10 protein-coding genes are annotated in these 20,781 nt (G+C 37.2%); 2 read left to right on the forward strand and 8 right to left on the reverse strand.

Going from position 1 to position 20,781, the window contains the following annotated elements:
* Window positions 1-17 precede the first annotated feature (17 nt).
* A complete protein-coding gene (locus AMET_RS17335) occupies window positions 18-1,145 on the forward strand; it encodes a ParM/StbA family protein (protein WP_157047284.1) in 1,128 nt (375 codons plus the stop codon).
* Window positions 1,146-1,164: 19 nt separating this feature from the next.
* Window positions 1,165-2,001 (forward strand): hypothetical protein, encoded by an 837-nt coding sequence (locus AMET_RS17340; RefSeq protein WP_012064619.1) that lies wholly within the window; start codon window positions 1,165-1,167, stop codon window positions 1,999-2,001.
* Window positions 2,002-2,292: 291 nt separating this feature from the next.
* Here AMET_RS17340 and AMET_RS17345 read toward each other — a convergent pair whose 3' ends face one another.
* The 8 genes from AMET_RS17345 to AMET_RS17380 form a co-directional block, all read right to left on the reverse strand.
* Window positions 2,293-3,540 carry a TRAP transporter large permease gene (locus AMET_RS17345; RefSeq protein WP_012064620.1) on the reverse strand — a complete coding sequence of 416 codons (1,248 nt, stop codon included), beginning with the start codon at window positions 3,538-3,540 and terminating at the stop codon, window positions 2,293-2,295.
* Complete coding sequence (locus AMET_RS17350) at window positions 3,541-4,035, reverse strand: TRAP transporter small permease (RefSeq protein ID WP_012064621.1); 495 nt, start codon at window positions 4,033-4,035, stop codon at window positions 3,541-3,543.
* 66 nt (window positions 4,036-4,101) lie between these two features.
* Window positions 4,102-5,121, reverse strand: coding sequence for a TRAP transporter substrate-binding protein (locus AMET_RS17355; protein ID WP_012064622.1), 1,020 nt, complete (start codon window positions 5,119-5,121; stop codon window positions 4,102-4,104).
* A 49-nt stretch (window positions 5,122-5,170) separates the two neighbouring features.
* Window positions 5,171-6,835, reverse strand: a complete 1,665-nt coding sequence (ilvD, locus tag AMET_RS17360; protein ID WP_012064623.1) for a dihydroxy-acid dehydratase — start codon at window positions 6,833-6,835, stop codon at window positions 5,171-5,173.
* A gap of 145 nt (window positions 6,836-6,980) precedes the next feature.
* A complete protein-coding gene (locus tag AMET_RS17365; protein WP_083761037.1) occupies window positions 6,981-7,781 on the reverse strand; it encodes a response regulator transcription factor in 801 nt (266 codons plus the stop codon).
* Window positions 7,715-9,316 carry a PocR ligand-binding domain-containing protein gene (locus AMET_RS17370; protein WP_012064625.1) on the reverse strand — a complete coding sequence of 534 codons (1,602 nt, stop codon included), beginning with the start codon at window positions 9,314-9,316 and terminating at the stop codon, window positions 7,715-7,717. The genes AMET_RS17365 and AMET_RS17370 overlap by 67 nt, the downstream gene beginning before the upstream one ends.
* 305 nt (window positions 9,317-9,621) lie before the next feature.
* Window positions 9,622-18,153 (reverse strand): GH36-type glycosyl hydrolase domain-containing protein, encoded by an 8,532-nt coding sequence (locus tag AMET_RS17375; RefSeq protein WP_012064626.1) that lies wholly within the window; start codon window positions 18,151-18,153, stop codon window positions 9,622-9,624.
* Window positions 18,154-18,190: 37 nt separating this feature from the next.
* Window positions 18,191-20,644 (reverse strand): mannose-1-phosphate guanyltransferase, encoded by a 2,454-nt coding sequence (locus AMET_RS17380; RefSeq protein WP_242661314.1) that lies wholly within the window; start codon window positions 20,642-20,644, stop codon window positions 18,191-18,193.
* Window positions 20,645-20,781 lie beyond the last annotated feature (137 nt).

Below are 20,781 nucleotides of genomic sequence, written 5' to 3' on the forward strand. Positions count from 1 at the left end.
TGATGTTAGGAGGTAAGATGATGAGAAACAAAGTTCGTATTTATGTTGATGGTGGTAATCGACTAACCAAAGTCATGGAAGAGGCAAAAAAACCATTTAGTTTTCCTACCATTGTATCGGAACCTGGAATTGAATTGGATTATGGAACAAGCTTTGACTTATTTGATTTGCAGTCAGAATCCCAGGAAATTGACTTTGACCATATGTTGGTGGAAATCATTAAGGATGGGGAATCTTTAGGTAAAAAGCTTGTGGGAAAAGCTGCTGAAAACAAAGGTGTTTTGATACGAGATCGGAACAGATATGAAAAGAAATATAATGATGAAGTGATTAAATTTTGTATTTTGTCAGGGATTGCGTCAAACTTTGTTAAGTATGAAAAGAATGATCAATCGGTAGATATCACAATTAACCAGCCTTTAGTAGAGTATGTTTCTAACAAAAAAGCTTTTTCTAATAGTCACGGCGAACCCTTAAAGGGCAATGTGAAGGTGTTATACTATAATACCCACAATACTTCAGAAGTGATTAAAGAAATCGTATTTGATATTGAAAGTGTTACCTTCTGTCCTGAAGCTATCGCAACATTTTTCCACTATTCAGTCAATGAAAGTGGAACCATAAAAGATGAATATATGAAAAGTAAAAAAACCATTGTTTTTGATATTGGTTCAGGACAAATCAACGTTGCTGCATTTAATGGGCTCAAATCAATAGGAGTCAATACCTTTGAAAAAGGGATGTTAGACTGTTATGAAAAGGTATCCATGATGCTTTATAATAATTTCAGAGAAAAATTAGACAGAAAACCTTATACATATGATATTGATAATATGATTCGATATAATGATAAAATTCTTAAAGCAAAAAAAGGTGAAAACATTGATGCAAGTGGGATTGTACATGATGTGTTTGATGGTTTCGCCTATGAATTGAGTAAGGATTTCAGAGAATTTGTTAAGACGAAGTTCATTGGCAACTGCGATCAGGCAATCATTTGCGGTGGAGGTAGTGAACTGCTATTTGATTATTTAAGTGATTATCTTGGTAATGATTTTTATTGTGTGAAACCAGATACTGCACAATATCATAATATCATTGGTAGCATGTATTACAGAATATATAAAGATGCAGCAAATAACTAATAAAAAGTAGGTGAGCAATTTGATAATCAAAATTTCGGAAAAGCCTGTTATTTCAATAGATACTGGTAAATCTTTAGGTTCTTTAAAAGGGTTCATATACAAAAATAATAAAGTCACTTTTTTATATTGTCAATTTTCAGATCACTATGTTTATATACCTATTCAGGATGCATACATAGGACCAGATACCATTATGTTAAAAGTCACTGAAGATATAAATATGCTCTATACTGATGCAGCCACAAAGATCTATACCACAGCTGGTAAAGAAGTCGGTACCCTTACTTCTATTGAAATGGATGATTTATTTCATATAACCGGTATCATGGTGGATGATTTATTCATTGAAATAGACAAAATACTACATATGGAAAATATAATTATTGTGGCAACTGATAAAATAGACACGGAGCATACCGTCCTCGTACCGATAAATACCACGGTTCCTACTGAAGTAAATGAGAATTCCGCTGATGAAGTAGAGGCGGAACAAAGGGATTTAATCAATCAGGAATTAAGCTTAGACCCTAGTCCTAGTTCCACTCCTACTCCCATACAAGAGATAGAGGATCATCTTGTAACCAATACAGCGCCGGTAGGAGATGTAGAACAAGATGAAACCGATACTTTAGATGTTTTAGATATTCAAGATGTTCAAGGTGTTCAAGATGTTCAAGATGAGCTTGCCATTGAAATTGATCCAAGGTATCATTATCTGGTGGGAAAAAAGCTTTTAGAGGAGATTACCATCCTGAAAGAAACCTATAAAAAAGATACACTCATTGATGTCGCTCTCATTCAGTTTGCCATTGACAGTAATGCCATCGTGAAGGTGATCATGAATACCGAAGATTAAGAGTCTGTAAAATAGTTTATATACCTCACAAATAAAGTACTCCTCTCAGGTGGTTATTAGAAGTAACCACCTGGGAGGAGTTTTAAGATCAATTTATAACATTATTTATAGTCCCTCTGTTTTATCATTTAAAATTCTAGAATTTTTAATCATATCAATAAAAGTAAGTGTCAAAATCATTTCTTCCACTTCCTCCTGCCTCAATATAAGATAACAGACCGATACCACTAAAGCATTACTAATCCACCACCTACACTAACACGTAGGGGTAGCGCTTCTTATGGTGTTAGGTTAAAAGAATAAAGGTACATATACTATCAGTAATAGAACTGCCAATAGACCAAACATAAAGGGAATAATCGATCTAGTTATTTTCTCAATGGATAGCCCTGTCACAGTACTGGCAACGTACAAATTAATTGCCACCGGAGGGGTAATCATCCCTATTGCCAGTCCTACAACAATGATTAATCCAAAATGTACTAAATCTATTCCTAATTGATTAATTAATGGTAGAAACACAGGTGTCAATATAATAAGTGCTGATGCCGTTTCCATAAATATGCCTGCTGCTACAATAATACTAGTGATTAACAGCATAATCACATACTTATTACTGGATAATGCCAATACACTGTTGGCAATAGTGGTGGGAATACTGTAATATGCCAACACCCAGCTCAATATACTAGAGGTTGCAATTAAAAACATGACAACCGACATGGTAATGGCTGATTTAACAATAATATCAAATATATCTTTTGGTTTCATGTCTTTATAAATAAAAAGTGCAACAAACAATGAATAGTTTACCGCTATCACAGCTGCCTCAGAAGGGGTAAAAAATCCTGTAAATATACCACCTAATATAATTACCGGTGTCATAATTCCCCAAATTGCTCCCATAAATGTCTTCACTACATTCTTAACAGAAAAATCTGCACCTTTGGGATAATTATGCTTATAGGCATGTCTTATGGCAATACCAATTAAAATCAAACCCATTAAAACGCCAGGCACAAATCCACTTAAAAACAATTTTTCCACTGATACACCTGCTATGACAGCATAGAGTATCATAGGCACTGATGGTGGAATCACAACTCCGATTGTTCCACTGGCAGCTATAAGCGCCGCAGATGTGGCCTCATCATAGCCCTTCTTTTTCAATTCAGGTATTAATGGGGTTCCAACCGCCGCTGTTGTCGCAGCTCCAGAACCAGATATGGCAGCAAAGAACATAGCAGCCAGTACACAAACCACCGACAGCCCTCCCTTTAAGAATCCAAATATGGAATCGGCAAAGTCTACTAGTTTTTCCGACACTTTTCCTTTTGCCAATATATCTCCAGCCAATATAAAAAAGGGAACTGCAATCAAAGCAAATGTATCGGTTCCTGCAAACATCCGTTGCACCATCACTAAGACAGGCATCCCTTCCTTTATCAATACAACAAATGATGCCAATCCGATGGCCACCGCCACAGGAATACCCAAAAGCATAAATATGAGAAAAGAAATAAATATAAGTCCAGCCATCTATTCATGCACCCCCTTGGCATCTACGAACATATCAAGTATCATAACGATCCCATGTATAAACATCACAAAAAAGCTTAATGGTATACCAAGATAAACATATTTCATAGGCAATCCCAGTGCTGGGGATACCTGATAAATCTGCATGTTCATTAACTGAAATCCATAATAAGTGCATACTGCAAAAAATAACATAGATAACAAAATACTAAATAGAACAATTACCCTTTGCATCATTTTAGGTAGCCGTTCTACGCCGAAGGTCACAGCAATATGCATTTTTCTCTTATATGCCAAGGTAGCTCCTAAAAAACTACTCCATACCAATAGATATCTTGCTAACTCCTCGGTCCACACAACTGCACTAAAAAATACCCTAGATATAATTTGAAGTGTTATGGCTGCTATCATTCCTACAATTCCTAAGAACACCAATCTTACGATAGCCCAGTCCAACATATTACTAGCTTTGTTTGGTAATTCCAATAGCTTCATTCTGATCCCCCTTTATTTTTAAATTAGCCTTGACATCTTACTGCCAAGGCTAATTTAACTAATAAATTATCTATTAAGCTGTTGTTGTATTCTTTCTATATATGCTCCATATTGATCTTCATATTTTTCATATACCGATTCAACAGCTTCTTGGAACGCTTCTATATCTACCTCTGTTATTTCCATACCTCTTTCAACTAATTCTTGAAGCTGTAATTCTTCACCTGCAGCATTAACAGCTCTTGCATGCTCTGCCGCTTCTTGGGCTGCCTCTTGGATGATTTGTTGCATATCTTGAGGGAGGTTATTAAACTCCTTTAAACTCATCATGATAGTAGCTGGTGCATAACTATGTCTCGATAATGAAAGATGATTTTGATTTTCATCTAATTTGAAGGAGTGAATCACCACCACTGGATTTTCCTGACCATCTATTGTTCCCTGTTGTAAAGCTGTAAGCGTCTCTGCCCATGCCATGGGAACAGTATTGGCACCTAATGCCTGGAAGGTATCAATATACACGGGATTCTCCATAACCCTAATTCTCAGTCCATTCATATCCCCAGGGGTTGTGACTGCTCTTCTGGAGTTAGTCAGATTTCTAAATCCTCTTTCTCCATAAGCCAATCCCTTTAAGTTCACATCCTCCATCCTTTTAAGGATTTCTTTACCAATCTCTCCATCTAATACCTCATAGGCTTCTTGATGATTTGCAAATAGAAATGGTAGTTCAAATGCAGCTACTTCTGGTACAAAGTTGGCGATAGGTCCATTTGTAATCACGCCCATATCAATGGTTCCAATTTGCATACCTTCTAATAATGTTCTTTCATCACCTAATGTTCCATTAGGATGTATTTCTATCTCTATCTTACCCTCTGATCTTTCTTCCACCAATTCTTTAAATTTAACAGCAGAAGTATGAAAACTATCATCTTCATTTACAACATGTGCTAGTTTAAATTTAACGCCTTCAAATTCTACATCCTCATCGCCACTTGATACTGCTGGCTCTTGTTGACCACATGCCGCCAATAGCGATACCGTTAAAAGCATACATAATAAAACCATTAATTTCTTATTCATTTTTTCTTCCCCCTCAGTTTGTTTTTCTCATTTTGTGCTTCTTATTTTGTCAAAACTTAAATACTGCTCCCGTGTTGGCAGATGTGACAAGCTTGCTATATCTGTATAAATAAGTTCCCTTCTCAGCCTTTGATGGCGGTTTTTTCCAGTTTTTAAGACGATTTTCTATCTCCTCCTGAGAAAGGTCAACCCTTAGCACTCTGTTTGGAATATCAATTTCTATGATATCCCCTTCTTGTATAATCGCTATGGGTCCACCCTCAGATGCCTCTGGAGAAACGTGTCCTATACAAGGTCCTCTGGTCCCCCCTGAAAAACGTCCATCCGTAATCAAGGCTACGGATTTTTCTAACCCTCTACCTACAATGGCAGCAGTAGGACTTAACATCTCCCTCATTCCAGGTCCACCCCTAGGACCTTCATATCTTATAACCACTACATCCCCAGCCTTTATGGTCTTATCCATAATGGCCTTATAGGCATCTTCTTCAGATTCAAATACCTTAGCAGGACCTTTATGCACCATCATTTCTGGTTCCACTCCAGATTGCTTCACAACACCACAGTCAGGAGCAAGATTACCACTTAATATTGCAATGCCACCCTCTTTACTGTAGGCCTCCTCCATAGGTCTGATGACACTGGCATCCCATACTTGTGCATTCTTCACATTTTCCCCCAATGTTTTTCCTGTTGCTGTAATCTCATCGGGATACACCAAGCCAGCTTTAATCAACTGATTCAGCACAGCTGAAATGCCGCCAGCATTGTGTAAATCTGTGATACTGTGAAAACCAGCAGGACTTAGCTTTGCCACATTAGGAACTCTTTTACTTATCTTGTCAAATTCCCCAAGATTTAAATCCACCTTTGCCTCATGGGCAATTGCCATGAGATGTAGTACGGTATTGGATGATCCTCCTATTGCCATATCAAGGGCAATGGCATTTTTAAAGGCTCCTAGGGTCATCATATCTCTAGGTCTGATATTTTCCTTATGGAGCTCCATTATCTTATGTCCAGCTTTTCTGGCTAGTTGTAATCTCTGACCATAGGGAGCTGGGATGGTTCCATTTCCAGGTAATCCTATCCCTAATGCCTCCGCAAGACAGTTCATGGTATTTGCAGTAAACATACCAGCGCAGCTTCCACAGGTTGGACAGGAATTCATTTCAATATCATCCATTTCTTGTTTATCAATTTTACCCTCTGCATAGGCTCCTACTGCTTCAAATACCCCTCTTATTAAGTCTATGGTTTTACCTTTATTATTTCCTGTCAGCATAGGTCCACCACTAACATATACAGCTGGAATATTTAATCTAGCAGCTGCCATCATCATACCTGGAACAATCTTATCACAGTTTCCTACCAGTACTAATCCATCGAACTGATGTCCTCTGGTTACTGCTTCTATTGAGTCTGCAATTAACTCTCTACTGGATAGTGGGTATTTCATTCCCTCATGATTCATAGCAATCCCATCACATATACCAATGGAAGGAAACTCCATAGGTGTTCCCCCTGCAGCGGAGACCCCTAGTTTTACAGCCTGTACTACTTTATCTAAATGAAAATGCCCCGGTATGATTTCATTATGAGAATTAACAATGCCGATCAACGGCTTTTCTAAATCCTCTGGCAAGTAACCCATAGCATAAAACAACGAACGATGTGGTGCTCTATCGGTCCCTTGATAGGTCATATTTTTCATAGAAATTCCCCCTCCTTACTCTCTTAGCTCATCCTAACAAAAAAAAAGACCCAAAACCATTTAGTATTTCGCTAAATAGTTTGAATCTTTTGACTTGCAGATTTATTCTTTCGTACTATTTTGTACTATTTTGTCCTATTTTTTATTATTTTGTCATATCTCTTCTTCGATAATCACTGGGTGTACTTGCTTCATATTTTTGAAATACGATACTGAAATAGCTTAGATCTTCATATCCAACCCGATAGGAAATTTCATTTAATGTTAAGGTAGTCTCTCTCATAAGCTCTTTTGCCTTCTCTATCCTAGCCATATTTAAGTAAATAGAAAAATTCATCTGGGTTTTTCGTTTAAAGAACTTTGAAAAATAGGTAGGACTCAACCCCACATGATTTGCCACATCCTTTAGCTGTATTTTTTCACTATAATTGTCCTCTATATATTCCTTTGCGCCTTTGATCACATGGTCTTCGGGAGCTAGCGTTGTGGTATTCTGTACATCTCCTTGATTTTGATGGCTTTCTGCAAGTATTTTATTGATTAAACCTTTAAAATCTTCAGGTGATATGGGTTTTAACAAATAATCATAAGCACCTAATCTGAGGGCTTTTTGTGCATAATCGAATTTATCATAGGCTGTTAAAAACACGATTTTGGTGAGTGGTACTTCCTTCTTTATCATTTCAGTAGCCTCTAACCCATCCATATGGGGCATTTTAATATCCATTAAAATCAGATTAGGTTGCAATTGTTTAGCCTTCTCCACTGCTTCTAATCCATTGGAGGCCTCAAATACCGCTATTTCCATATCTTCTTCTTTAATAATAAACTTGATGTACTCCTTCATCATATTTTCATCGTCCACGAGAAGTAGCGTTATCATATTTCCACCTTCTTTTGTCTTTCTATAGGTATCTTCAGCATTACTTCTGTACCGATACCCCATTGACTGTCTATATTAAAAAGAAAATCCTCACCATAATAATAGGATAACCGTTCCTCTAAATTTACGATTCCGATGCCCGTCCCTTGTTTTATTGTACTATCTTTAAGAAATAGCCTTTTTAATACTTCTTCTTTTATACCAGAACCATTATCGATAACCCTTAAAAATACATACTTTCCCTGGCTTCTCCCCCTTATTGTGATGGTTACTTTTTTACCAGCACTTTCAAATCCGTGGGTGATGGCATTTTCCACCAATAACTGTAATGCCATAAAGGGAATTTCTACATCCAACACACTTTTTTCTATGTCAATTTCCGTCTGCAAATCCTGGAAGCGTTTTTTCTGTATAAATAAGTAATCCTTTATATAGTCTACTTCTTCTCTTACTTTTATTAATTCCTCAGATTTCTTCAGACTTGTTCTAAGGAGTTTTGAAAGTGCAAAGGTGGTTTCTGCGGCCTCCTTTGCTCCCTGCATATAGGCTAGCTCTCCTATCACACTTAGTGTGTTAAATAGAAAATGAGGACTTAACTGGGATTGAAGTATCTCCATTTTTGCTGCATTCAGCGCATTTTCCAGCTCTATTTTCTTTTTATTCTCCTCTAACATCTGTATCGTCTTCTGATGCAGCTCTTTTTGTGCTAAATTGTTGATACTGGTTTCCACAATAAAATGACTCATGGTCATCAGCGACTCCATAATGGCATGAAGACGACCTTTAGTCAGTCTTCGTATGTTTAGATAATCCTCTAGGGCTTTAGCATCTAATCCCTCTTCAATCTCTTTTTCCAAGGTATTTATTGCGGTATCAGAGGGATCATTTAAAAGGACAGGACCACAGCTTATGCTGCCTATATAGGTATCTCCTAGAAATATTGGGGTATGAACCCTAAATAGGTCTAAGCAGCAATTGATTACCTTGGTTTCCATCCGATTAGTAGAGAGCTCTTTACTATTTAATCGACAGTCTTCTTTATTGCTACACCTTATCTGACAAAGCATTGAAGGATTGCTGGGCTTTGTAATGATTTCACCTTTATCATCCTCTATGACAATAGCAAGCTGAGAGGCGTCTGCAAATTTGTCTTGCACCTTTTGTAGTATTCTTAAATCCAGAATTTCTTTCATATTATCGATTGCATACCTTTTTGAAAATTCTACTGGAGGTAGTACTTCACTATAGTTCAAACTACTGGCATTATAGACAATGATCATTTCTAAAGGATCATCACTGAGGTTTTTTACAGCATGCTCTACATAGGGAGGAATATGATAGACCTTTCCAGAAGACAAGGGATATTCCTTGCCATCAACCCAATGAATACCCTTTCCAGTAAGGGCATATAATATTTGTTCATCTCCAGTGTGAAGATGATTCATTTGATTTGTATTAGGTAGAAACATAACATGTCCCACCATCATCTTGCCTTCATTTACATCTTCAGGCTCATGAAGCCACTTGACAGTACCCCATTCAAAATATTGCTTTACTGGTCTTATTCCTCTATAGTCTATTGGTTTCTCTTTTTTCATACCTGCTACCTTCCTATTTAGGACAGAGGGTAAATCCTTGCCCTTTTATTAAACTAACATTATTTTATATAATATCTAAGAAATATTCTTTACATTGTACCATTTTCAATACCGCCTTGCTAGTTTTTTAGTCAATCATTTTTATAAAGTAGATCTTGGGTACTATGATGTGGCATATGTGTTTACAGTCACATTTCACGAGAATTACGCTGGGAATTAATGATAAGGTAATGTTCTAGTTTAAGAATACATTTGCATTTTTAAAGGCATCAGTATCTTTAAAGATACTGCTGCCTTTTATTTTATTACATGATGACTTCCACACGATGAGCTACTTTGTCATTTATTAGTGAAATATATGCTTCCTGAAGTCTTTTCCCGTCCATTTGCAGCTCTTTTACCTGGCTACTTGCTCCATTGGGATTTTTAACCACGATATGATAGTCCGTATCCTGATAACGATATTTCATGCTGTATTCTTTCCAATCCTTTGGAATACAGGGGTCGATAAAGAGTCTGTCTCCGTTTTTCTTGAGGCCTAATATATCTTCAATTCCCACCTTGTACATCCATCCCGAAACACCTGTATACCAACTCCAGCCTCCTCTTCCTACATGGGGACTTACTGCATATACATCCGCTGCCATCACATAGGGTTCTAGCTTGTAGGTGGCGGCTTCTAATGGGGTTCTGGTATGATTAATGGGGTTGATGAGGTTAAATAGCTCCCAGGCTTTATCTCCTTCTCCAGTCATGGCAAATGCTTTAATAACCCAGGTTGCTGCATGGGTATACTGACCCCCATTTTCTCTTACACCTGGAACATAACCCTTGATGTAACCCGGCTCTTGCTCACTTTTATCAAAGGGCGGTGTAAAAAGAAGAATCAACCCCTCATCCTTTTTAATGAGATATTGTTCAACAGATTTCATAGCCCTTTGACTTCGATCTTCTCGCCCCCCTTTTGAAATGATGGACCAAGATTGAGCTAGGGAGTCAATCTTACACTCGGTATTTTGTGATGAACCCAAAGGCGCTCCATTATCGTAAAAGGCCCTAATGTACCATCCACCGTCCCATGCATTCTTTTCTATAGACTCAGCAATGCTTTTTGCAGATTCCAGATATCTTTTCCCTCTATCTTCTTCTGCCATTCGATTACATAACTCTGAAAATCTAGTTAAAATAGAGTACATGAACCACCCTAACCACACACTTTCTCCCTTTCCTTTGTTGCCTACTGTATTCATGCCATCGTTCCAGTCTCCAGAGCCCATCAGTGGTATCCCATTCTCTCCGAATTGCAGACCTCTCTCAATGGCCCTTATGCAATGCTGGTATACCGAGGCTTTCTCCTGTGATACCCTAGGTATGCCATACCTTTCATCCTCATGCTCTTTTAAAGGCTCCTCCTCTAGGAATGTCTCTTCTTGATGTAAAATCTCATAATCCCCTGTGTTGTGTATATATTCGATTACCGCAAAGGGTAGCCATAATAGATCATCGGAAAACCGTGTTCGAATTCCTTTATCTCCTGCCCCTGGATGCCACCAATGCTGTACATCTCCTTCTATAAATTGATGCCTACAATTGAGTAAAATCTGCTGCCTTGTGGCTTCAGGAAATGTATAAACTGCATTCATAGCATCTTGGAGCTGATCCCTAAATCCGTAGGCGCCACCGGATTGATAAAAGGCAGATCTTGCCCACAACCTACAGGCAATCGTCTGGTACTGGAGCCATTGGTTCAACAATAAATCCATGGATAAGTCAGGTGTCTTCACCTTTACTGTTCCAAGTAAGCGATGCCAATAATCCTTTATTTCTTGTAAAGCGAATTTACTATTATTTAAGTCTTGATAGGCATTGATCATGCTATGAACTTCTTCTATATTCTGACCTTGTCCAAATAAAAACACAAATTCCTTCTCTTCGTTTTCATCAAGCTCAAGGCTAATTTGAATCGCCACACAAGGATCATATCCAGCCCCGGTTTTATTTCCAAGTCTTTCTCTTCCCAGACCCATAGGCTTGGATAAACTCCCTTGCATCCCGATGAATTCTTGGCGATCACAGGTATAGGAATACATATTTTCTGATGTAGCAGCGAAGGCAATTCTCCCTGGAAAATCAGAATTATAAGGATTTCTGATGAGAATTCCCCCTGGGCTTTCTTCCTTTTCTGTAATGATATATTGTTGGGTCACTTCATCATTTACTCCTAGTACTGGCTTTAAATAGTAGGTGACCGTTAACTTTCTTTTTGTACCACCGGTGTTTTTAAGCTTCACTAAATTAATTTTGATAGGATCCTCAGCAGGTACAAATAGTGTCAGCTCCTGTAAGATCCCATGACTATGGTGCTTGAATTTGGAATAACCAGCCCCATGGGTTATTGTGTAGTTTTCTTTTTCTCTAATGGGCAAGGGGGTCATTGACCAGATCTCTCCCGTATCCTCATCTCTCATATAAATGACTTCTCCAGATGGGTCTGAAACAGGATCATTTGACCATGGTGTTAATTTGTTTTCTCTACTGTTTTCTGCCCAAGTAAAGCTAGACCCGCCTTCAGTCACGATGAAACCAAGTTTTTCGTTTGCAACCACATTGATCCATGGAGCCGGGGTATGAACATTTTCCTTTAATCTAATGATATATTCCCTTCCATCCTTACTGAAGCCCCCATAGCCATTGAAGTAATCTACGTCTATCTCTTCATTCTCGCTTATATATTGTATGGTACCTTTGTTGAATTTTTTTGTATCCTCAATGGTTTTTATGTCTTCCTCTTGGATAACCATTTGCTTGCTGATTGAACCTAGGGCTGGATCGAGAATCAACTTAGCCACTGTACATAATAATATTTTATCCTCTTCAGGAATCACATCCCCATTTCTAATGAAAATACCTCCAGGTTGATCCACCATATGTCTTTCCTGACTAGAAGATACCACCTCATTGATCAATTGCTGCAAGGGTTGTAAATAGTTACTTTCATCCTCATTTAATATCACTAGATCTACCTTCAATCCAATGCTTCTCCAATACTCATGGGCCTTTAACAACTGACTGACATAGTCAATATCCTCCATCCGTTTCATTTTTAGTATGACAATGGGTATATCCCCTGAAATTCCATATGCCCAAAGACCGGATTGAGACTTTTTATTTTTCTTTAATAGCATTTCATTTTTTCTTCTGATTGGGCTTAAGAACAATATTTGAGAAATCATTTCTTGGTATATCTTTATTTCAGTTGATTTCAAGTTTAAGTAACTACTCTCCACCTGACTTCGTGTGATGGCTAATTGAAATGAACGTTCAATGGAAGAAGCATCATGATATTTTTTCACTAGCTTTATTACTTTTTCCTTTGTTTCATCAATACCAGTGATAAAGGACACAGTTACGGATTTTCCTGCTGCTACTTTGATGGTTTTTCTCAGACTCATAATGGGATCTAATATAATTCCCTTTGTGCCTGTCAAGGGTTGTTCTAGGGCAATGGCATTTGAAATATTTCTGCCTCTACCAATAAAAGCCTTTCTATTGGTTTCATATTGAAGCCCCCCACTGGTTTCTCCATCAACAGTCACAGTATGAAAAATCCATTTTTCTGCTTGTCCATGCTCTCTTGGTCTTCTAGAGGCAATCAGGCTATCATATTCATCAATTACTTCTGTACGAACAAACAAATTGCTGAAGGCAGGGTGGGCAAGGTCTGCTGCCTGTGGCGCTATCACTGCTTCGAAGTAGCTGGTGACCTCTATGTTTGCATCTTTCTGACCGTGATTTCTCAAGGTAACCCTTCTAATTTCCACATCATTTTCAGGTGAAACAACAATTTCTGTATGGGTATCTATGTTTTCATCTGTACGAAGAAATTCTGCTTTTTCTTGTGAAAAAATCACCTTATAGCCATCAGGTTCCTGCTTTATCGGTTCATAGGCTGTTGTCCATGTTTTATTGGCATTGAGATGATGTATAAAAATATGGGTTCCATATTGTCCTGTCAGAGCATCCTGTCGCCATCTGGTAATTTGAAGATCCTCCATTTTACTATATCCTGTTCCTGCATTACTTAGCATAACAGAATATCTTCCATTAGAAAGAAGATGACATTGTGGCACCGGTCCCTCTGGCACACCATAGGTTCTTAAAACCTTTTCATAGCCTCTATCTACCTTCACAGGTTCTATGTCTTCTTTATATTGTTTTGTGATAATAAGTCTCACAGGAATTCTTTCCTGTAGTAATATTTCTCCGGCTTGTACAACAGGATCAGCATGAAATCTTTTTTGCATGAGATTCTTATGCAAATAGTTAGCAATGGCGATAAAAGTCATCCCTTGGTGATGGGCCATAAAGCTTTTGACCACCTGGGGTTTTTCATCACTGGATATACTTCTAGGTGTATAATCAATTGCTTCATAAAATCCATATGTTCCTTCAAGGCCCTCTTTTATGAGACGTTGTATATTCTTCATTGTTTCTCTTGGGGCATAGGATAATGCTAAAAAAGTAGAATATGGTGAAACAACTAAATCCTTTCCTAGCCCTCTTTTCAATCCTATGTCTGGTATGCCAAATGCTTTATACTGATAATTTAAAGCTAAATCAAATGTGTAATACCCAGATTCCGATATCCCCCAGGGCACATTTTTTTTATCACAATACATTTGCTGTGCCTTTATGGTGGTGGCATAGCTTTCGTCCATCAGGGTATTATCATAATTTTTCATGACTAAATAAGGCATGAAATATTCAAACATTGTACCGGTCCAGGATACAAGTCCTCGATGTCCGTTAACAATAGCCATGGCCCTTCCCAGCTTAAACCAATGCTTTTTAGGTACTTCTTTTCTGGCTATGGCTAAATAACTGGTTGTCCTGACTTCGGATGCCAGTAAGTCATAATAGGAATTGGTGAGTCTCTCTTCATCTACGTTATAGCCAATAGAGAATAAATGTCTCTTTGTATCATATAAATGTCTAAATTCAGCGGTTTCTATTATTTTTTCTATTCTATTGATAATCTCTTTCATTTTTCCCATTGTTTTTTCAACATGCTGCTTTTTTGCCATCAGCTCTTTCTGCAAAAAAGCATTTCCATCCTTTTTATCAAGGCCAGAAATTAAACCATGGTACATCTCTTTTAATTCTAAAAGAGAATAGTTATATTTCTCTACATGTAATACGTCTAACTCTTTTAATGTCTCTAATGAGGGGAAAAAATGTTCTATTTCCTTTTCAAAGGAGTGGATCATATCAAAAAGTCTTCTTTTCCATCCTTTTTCCTCTGTTTCTCCTATTGCTCCTTCTCTGTTTAAACCTCTAATTAACTCACTAAATTCTCTTAAGGAGATATTCTCCGCCCCGGAAAGATCCTTTAATAATTGAATATCTACATTTTCATATTCATCGGTCAACAACATGGTATCCTTCATGCCTTCAATGAATTTAATATCTAGAATGGGTTTTTTAATATATTCACTTAATCCCTCTTTTACTGTTATTAAATAACTTATGAAATTGCCACTGTCTACAGTGGAGATATAATAGGGTCTTAACACCTCTAGGGTCCTGGTATCATACCAATTATAAAGATGTCCCCTCCACATATCCATCCGCTCTACAGTGGCTATGGTTTTATCAAATCTTTCTATCATTTCACCAGTGGTTACATAGCCAAAATCCCTTGCAGATAAAATTGACATCAAAAGAAAACCGATATTTGTTGGTGATGTTCTATGGGCTACCTCATTAGGAGGATACATCTGGTAGTTATCCGGAGGAAGGTAATTGTTTTCTTCATCAGAAAAATCTTCATAGTAAGCCCATGTTTTTCTTGCGATTTTTCGTAATTGTTGCATTTCTTCTTGGTTTACATCTTCTATTTTTTTCTCGGTCTCTCTACTAATATAGAAGGCAACCCAGGGTCCTATACCCCAGAGCATTGCGATAATCGTTGCGTAAATGAGATGATAGGGGTTAATAAAAATGACAGCTAATAAGAGGATCACAACGATACCTATTGAACTGTGCATCCGTTTTATTGAGCCCTCTAAGTTATTTCCAAGGCTTTTCTCCACATCAGCTGCCGTAACCCACTCCAGTAGATTTTCCTTAGAAATAAATACCCTATGAAGTGTCCTAATAATGGCATCTGCCATCATGTAGGCTTGATAAGGTAAAAATATAAGCATTAGTAAAACTTGATAAAAAGTAGCCTTCACCCCAACAATCATGTCGGCATTTAGTCTTTCATTAATTGCTTTATAGTGTCGTTGTTTTATATAATCAAAAAAACTAATTAACAAAGGGATCCCAATAGCTAAAAGCCCTAGCACGATCCAGAAAAGCCCTGCCCCTGGGAAAATAGTCAAACCAAATGAAAACAATAATAAAATACTGATGGGTGATATACTTCTCCTCATATTATCTAGTATCTGCCACTTTACAAGGGCAGGTAGGGGGTTTTTTATGGTTTCATTTCTACGATTTTTTACAGTGGAAAATAACCAAGGTGTCAGCTGCCAATCACCTCTTACCCATCGATGTAGTCGCATGATGTAGGCACTGTACTTTGATGGAAAATGATCGATTAACTCAAGATCAGTGGCCAATCCTGTGCGAACATAACTCCCTTCCAACAGATCATGACTTAATATGCTATGATCTGGTATGGTCTCCCCCAAGGTTCTTTGGAATACATCAATATCATAGATGCCTTTCCCTGAAAAAATTCCTGTCCCATACAAATCCTGATATACATCTGAGTTGGCGATTGTGTAAGAATCAATGCCTCCTTGTCCACCAAATACCCTTGTAAAAAAGGATTTACTACTGCTTTCAATACTAATTCCGATCCTTGGTTGAATTAAACCATAGCCCTCCACAACAATCCCTTTTTCTTCATCAATGATAGGTTTATGTAAAGGATGGGATGCAATGCCAATCAATTTTTTGGCGGTGTCAATTGACAGCTGGGTATCAGCATCAATGGTAAGCATGTATTTTGTCTTTTTAAGCCTATTGATATCACCTGAAACAATGGTGTAGGAGGTTTCATTAGAGCCTCTAATCAATTCATTTAATTCCATTAAAGCGCCTCTTTTTCGCTCCCATCCCATCCACTTCTTTTGTTTTTCACAAAATTGTCTCTTCCGGTGAAAGAAATAAAATATTTCTTTGCCATACTTTTCATTTAAGGTCTTTATTTCCAATAATGCGGTTTCTATGGTTTTTTTATCCTCTGGTAAATCCACAGCATCTCCATCCCCATAGTCTCCTGCTAGGGCAAAGTATAGGTGACTTTCTTTATTGGCAAGATAGAATACCTCTAGCTGTCTAATCAAAGTCGTTGCCCTTTCAGGATCAGGAAGTAGGGTTGGCACCACCACCATGGTAGTCACTTCTTCATGAAGTCCTTCCCTATATTCAACCCTAGGTAAAAACATAGGTCGAAATGTATGGGTCAAAAACCAATTTGTCAAGGCAATGGCAACATCAGTTGCCGGTATAAAAGTCACTAGGACCACTAAAATGGCGATACCCACCCCTTCAATACCAACAAACTGTTGTGTATACATAACCGCCATTAACACAATGAAGGCTGTGATGATGGTGATGGGCGTTAGATATGTTGATAAAGGTTGCTGGTGAAATGTATCTTTTACATCTTTATGACCTAAATAATCAAATAACTTTTTTCTTCCTTTATCAATCAAATAGTAACCTACATGCTTTTTCTTATCTCCCATATGGTTTTCTTCAAGGGCTTCAGCCTCTTGGGCACATTTAATTGCTTTTCTAGCAACTCGGGTTTCAGATTCCTTTAATTTATTGGCGATCCTTTCAATTTGACTTCGATAGTAATCTCGAGAATCAAAATCCAGTTGCATATAAACTTGACTAGGATCTCTTCTTAGAACCTCTTCAACAAGACTAAGGTTCTCAAAAATATCATTCCAATCTATTGTAGCTACCACATTTAAACTTGTAATTGAATTTCCAATGGCAATTTTCCTTGATGCTTGTTCTTTATGCTCTTCCTCAACTAGGTTTTTGATGGATGTATTAAAATCCTCTAATTTCATCTCAAGATAGCTAATCATTTCTCCTGTATCCACATCTTCACGCCTTACTATTTTCAGTAAATGTTCAATATAGGAGAAATTGACCCTACCCTTTAATTCAATGTTTTCTTTTATGGCTTTGATTATGTCATCGCCTTGCAATGCAGCTGTTTCTTCTGCTTTCTGCCATTGGACCTGATTTTTATGTATTTTTCCACAAATTATTCTTATGTTTTCTATTAAGGCAATTCGAATCATAAGTGAGAGTGCCCATATTTCAGCGATGGTTAGCACCCGCTGGGATTGATAGGCACGAATGAAGTTCATTAACAGGGTTTCATCTAATTTTCCATCGGTATGGGAAATGAACTCTAGGGCAACACCATAAATCCGTGGGTATCCCTCTAAATAACCACTATCTAATGTTTGAAGCTTTAAAAACCTTTCTTTGGCTAAGTTTTGTCTTGCCTCTTTTACTTGCTCCTCTACCTTATAAAAATTATCAAGAAGCCATTCCGATGCTGGAGATAAATCCTGCTTATTTTTTGTCGCTTTATTGAGACTATTATATACAGAAGCGATGCTTTCAAAGTTATGATCTACTTTCTTTAATAAGTATTTGAGAGATTGGGTATTACGTGATGTTGTGTGGATTTTTGCAGCTTCTTTTGCATGTTCTTGTAGTTCCTCAGGTGTTAACAACACATCCTGCACATGTACAATTTTATCGCTTTCATATCTATTTCCACTACGAAACATAGGTATTCATCTCCTTTATTTCAAACAAATAAAGCAATCACTCTTCTTGGTTTTTTAGTAATTCTTTTACCTTTCCACTGAAGAATATAGAAAGTTCTTTTGCATATTCCTGTGAAGACCCTTCTGTATAAATATTAAACAAAGGTTTTGTACTGTCGGGAAGTATTAATGTCCATCCCTTTTCATCATTAATTTTTACCCCTTCAAACATTTCTATGCTTTTATGTTGATTTTCCTCTATTATTTGACGAATAATTCGTCCCTTGTCTTTCCAATCACATGGGATTTCTTCTTTTATATAATAAAAATTAGGGAGTTCATCAACTAAATCTTCTAATTTTATATTCTTTTCAACTAAGAAATCAAGAATACCACCGATGGCCCAAATAGCGTTATAGGTTAATGTATATTGAGATAACCCTTGACTTTGGCCATTTTCTACAGCTAACATTGCATTCATAATACTGGCTGGGTTGGATTTTACCCTTTGGACTTCTACGCCATATATATGAGCCATTTCTTCAATGATATAAGGGGCTGTATAGGGTAATATCAGCTTTTTCTGTTTTCCCTCTTTCAATATCATCATGGCAATTAATGCATCATATTTTTCTTGTTCAATGATTCGCCCTGCTCCGTCGATTAAAATGATGTCTTCTCCATCTTCACTGATGATAACGGCTAAATTTACTTTTCCTTTTTTGATCCTTGGAGTCATCTCCACTAAATAATCCTGAATCCTTTTATCTCCCTTTAGGTTATAATCCTGCTTGACATCACAGCCAATGCTTTCAAGGAACTCAGTAGCCAGCTGTTGTATGGTATCGGATTTTGAGCTTACTATGAGGCTGGGATTTTGTCTTTTAATATTAGAACTATTTTTTAATAGCCTTCCTCCGTTGTTGATATAATAATAATTGAAGTTTTCAATATTTGTGGTGGATTTTATTTGTTCTACATTACAACGTTTAAAATCTTCTCTATTAAAGACATTTTCTATTTCTCTTTCTGTATTTCTCTGGATATTGGCACCAATTTTATCCACAAATTCAATGTGAATCAGCTTTTTATCTGAATAATCCATTCTGACATGGATCCCCCCACTTCCCCTTAAATCTGTAACAGCGAAGCGATTCACTGGCATTACAACATTTCCTATATTAATCACGCCTGCTCCCGTAGCATGAACCCCAGCTATTAAGGCATTTTTTATCATTTGACTTGCATTAGATGCATCACTGCTTAGGATCACAATGGATTCTTCCTCTAGGGTAGAGGCAAAGGCAGTTCCTAGTTTTGATGCAAATTCAGGATTGATATCAATGTTGATATGTCCACAGATATCCTTGAATCCAAAAATGGTTTTTGATGCCTTTGTACCCCATACAAGATTTTGATTGACCACTGTATTTTCTTCAACTTTTTTGTAGGGCCAAAGTCTAATATCGGGCTTAACCACGACTCTTCCCTCTAATATACTGCCTTCACCTATGACAGCATTCTCATACAGGTCAACATGTTCTTTAATGTGAACATGGTTACATACTATCGATCCCCTACAGCGACTATTTCTGCCAAGGGTAGAATGATTCCAAATAATACTTCTTTTCAATGAAGTATTGTTTTCAATATTGCAATGATCTCCAATTGTTGTATATGCATCAATTTTCACGCCTTCATGAATCACACAATTTTTCCCTATGTATACTGGCGGTGTTATTTTGACACCACTACCAATTTGTGTTCCTTCTCCGACCCATATTCCATCCTCTATTTGATGTCCCTCTAACCCTATATTGACTTTGCCACTTAAGATATCAAAATGGGTTTCTGTGTAGGAATTTAGTGCACCCACATCACACCAGTAATCCTCGGTGACGTAACCGTACATAGGTATATCATCTTCTAGTAGCTTTGGAAAGAGATCTTTACTAAAATCAAAATTTTCTCCCGGTTGAAAATAATCCAGTACTTCAGGCTCTAGTATATACATTCCAGTGTTTATGGTATTACTAAACACCTCTCCCCAGCTAGGTTTTTCAAGAAACCTTGTGATTCTGCCATTATCATTAGTTATAACAACACCATACTCAATGGGCATTTGTTCATTTTTTAAGATAAGGGTTGCTTTAGACCCCTTGTTTTTGTGAAATTCTATGGCTTTTTTAATATTGATATCTGTTAAGGAGTCACCACTTAATACGATAAATGTATCATCAATAAATTCTTCAGCATTTTTCACGCTACCGCCTGTACCCAGTGGGGTTTCCTCTGTGTAATAGCTTAAGTTTACATCCCATTTCCCTCCATCATGAAAGTAATCTGTTATAACAGTAGGAAGATGTGCTATTGTCACTGCTATGTCTTTTATATTGTGCTTTCTCAACAATTCAACTGTATATTCCATGGTAGGTTTATTTAGAATGGGTACCATGGGTTTAGGAATATTACATGTTAGAGGCTTAAGTCTTGTTCCTTTTCCTCCGGCCATTATAATCGCTTTAATGCGAATCACTTCCTTTCATTATGTTTTGCATATTACATTATTCTGTTGAAATAAATGCTATCCTATACATTAAATAAGACTTAACTCATAAGTAGGTGATCAAAAGCACCAAATGAAGTTAA

The sequence above is a fragment of the Alkaliphilus metalliredigens QYMF genome, from assembly GCF_000016985.1.
GTDB classification, from domain to species: Bacteria; Bacillota; Clostridia; order Peptostreptococcales; family Natronincolaceae; genus Alkaliphilus_A; species Alkaliphilus_A metalliredigens.

What these genes read in the sequence shown, in the direction of transcription:
- AMET_RS17335 (WP_157047284.1), top strand. Translation starts at nt 18, where the DNA reads ATGATGAGAAACAAAGTTCGTATTTATGTTGATGGTGGTAATCGACTA.
- AMET_RS17345 (WP_012064620.1), bottom strand. Translation starts at nt 3,540, where the DNA reads ATGGCTGGACTTATATTTATTTCTTTTCTCATATTTATGCTTTTGGGT.
- AMET_RS17350 (WP_012064621.1), bottom strand. Translation starts at nt 4,035, where the DNA reads ATGAAGCTATTGGAATTACCAAACAAAGCTAGTAATATGTTGGACTGG.
- AMET_RS17355 (WP_012064622.1), bottom strand. Translation starts at nt 5,121, where the DNA reads ATGAATAAGAAATTAATGGTTTTATTATGTATGCTTTTAACGGTATCG.
- ilvD (WP_012064623.1), bottom strand. Translation starts at nt 6,835, where the DNA reads ATGAAAAATATGACCTATCAAGGGACCGATAGAGCACCACATCGTTCG.
- AMET_RS17365 (WP_083761037.1), bottom strand. Translation starts at nt 7,781, where the DNA reads ATGGGGTATCGGTACAGAAGTAATGCTGAAGATACCTATAGAAAGACA.
- AMET_RS17370 (WP_012064625.1), bottom strand. Translation starts at nt 9,316, where the DNA reads ATGAAAAAAGAGAAACCAATAGACTATAGAGGAATAAGACCAGTAAAG.
- AMET_RS17375 (WP_012064626.1), bottom strand. Translation starts at nt 18,153, where the DNA reads ATGTTTCGTAGTGGAAATAGATATGAAAGCGATAAAATTGTACATGTG.
- AMET_RS17380 (WP_242661314.1), bottom strand. Translation starts at nt 20,644, where the DNA reads ATGGCCGGAGGAAAAGGAACAAGACTTAAGCCTCTAACATGTAATATT.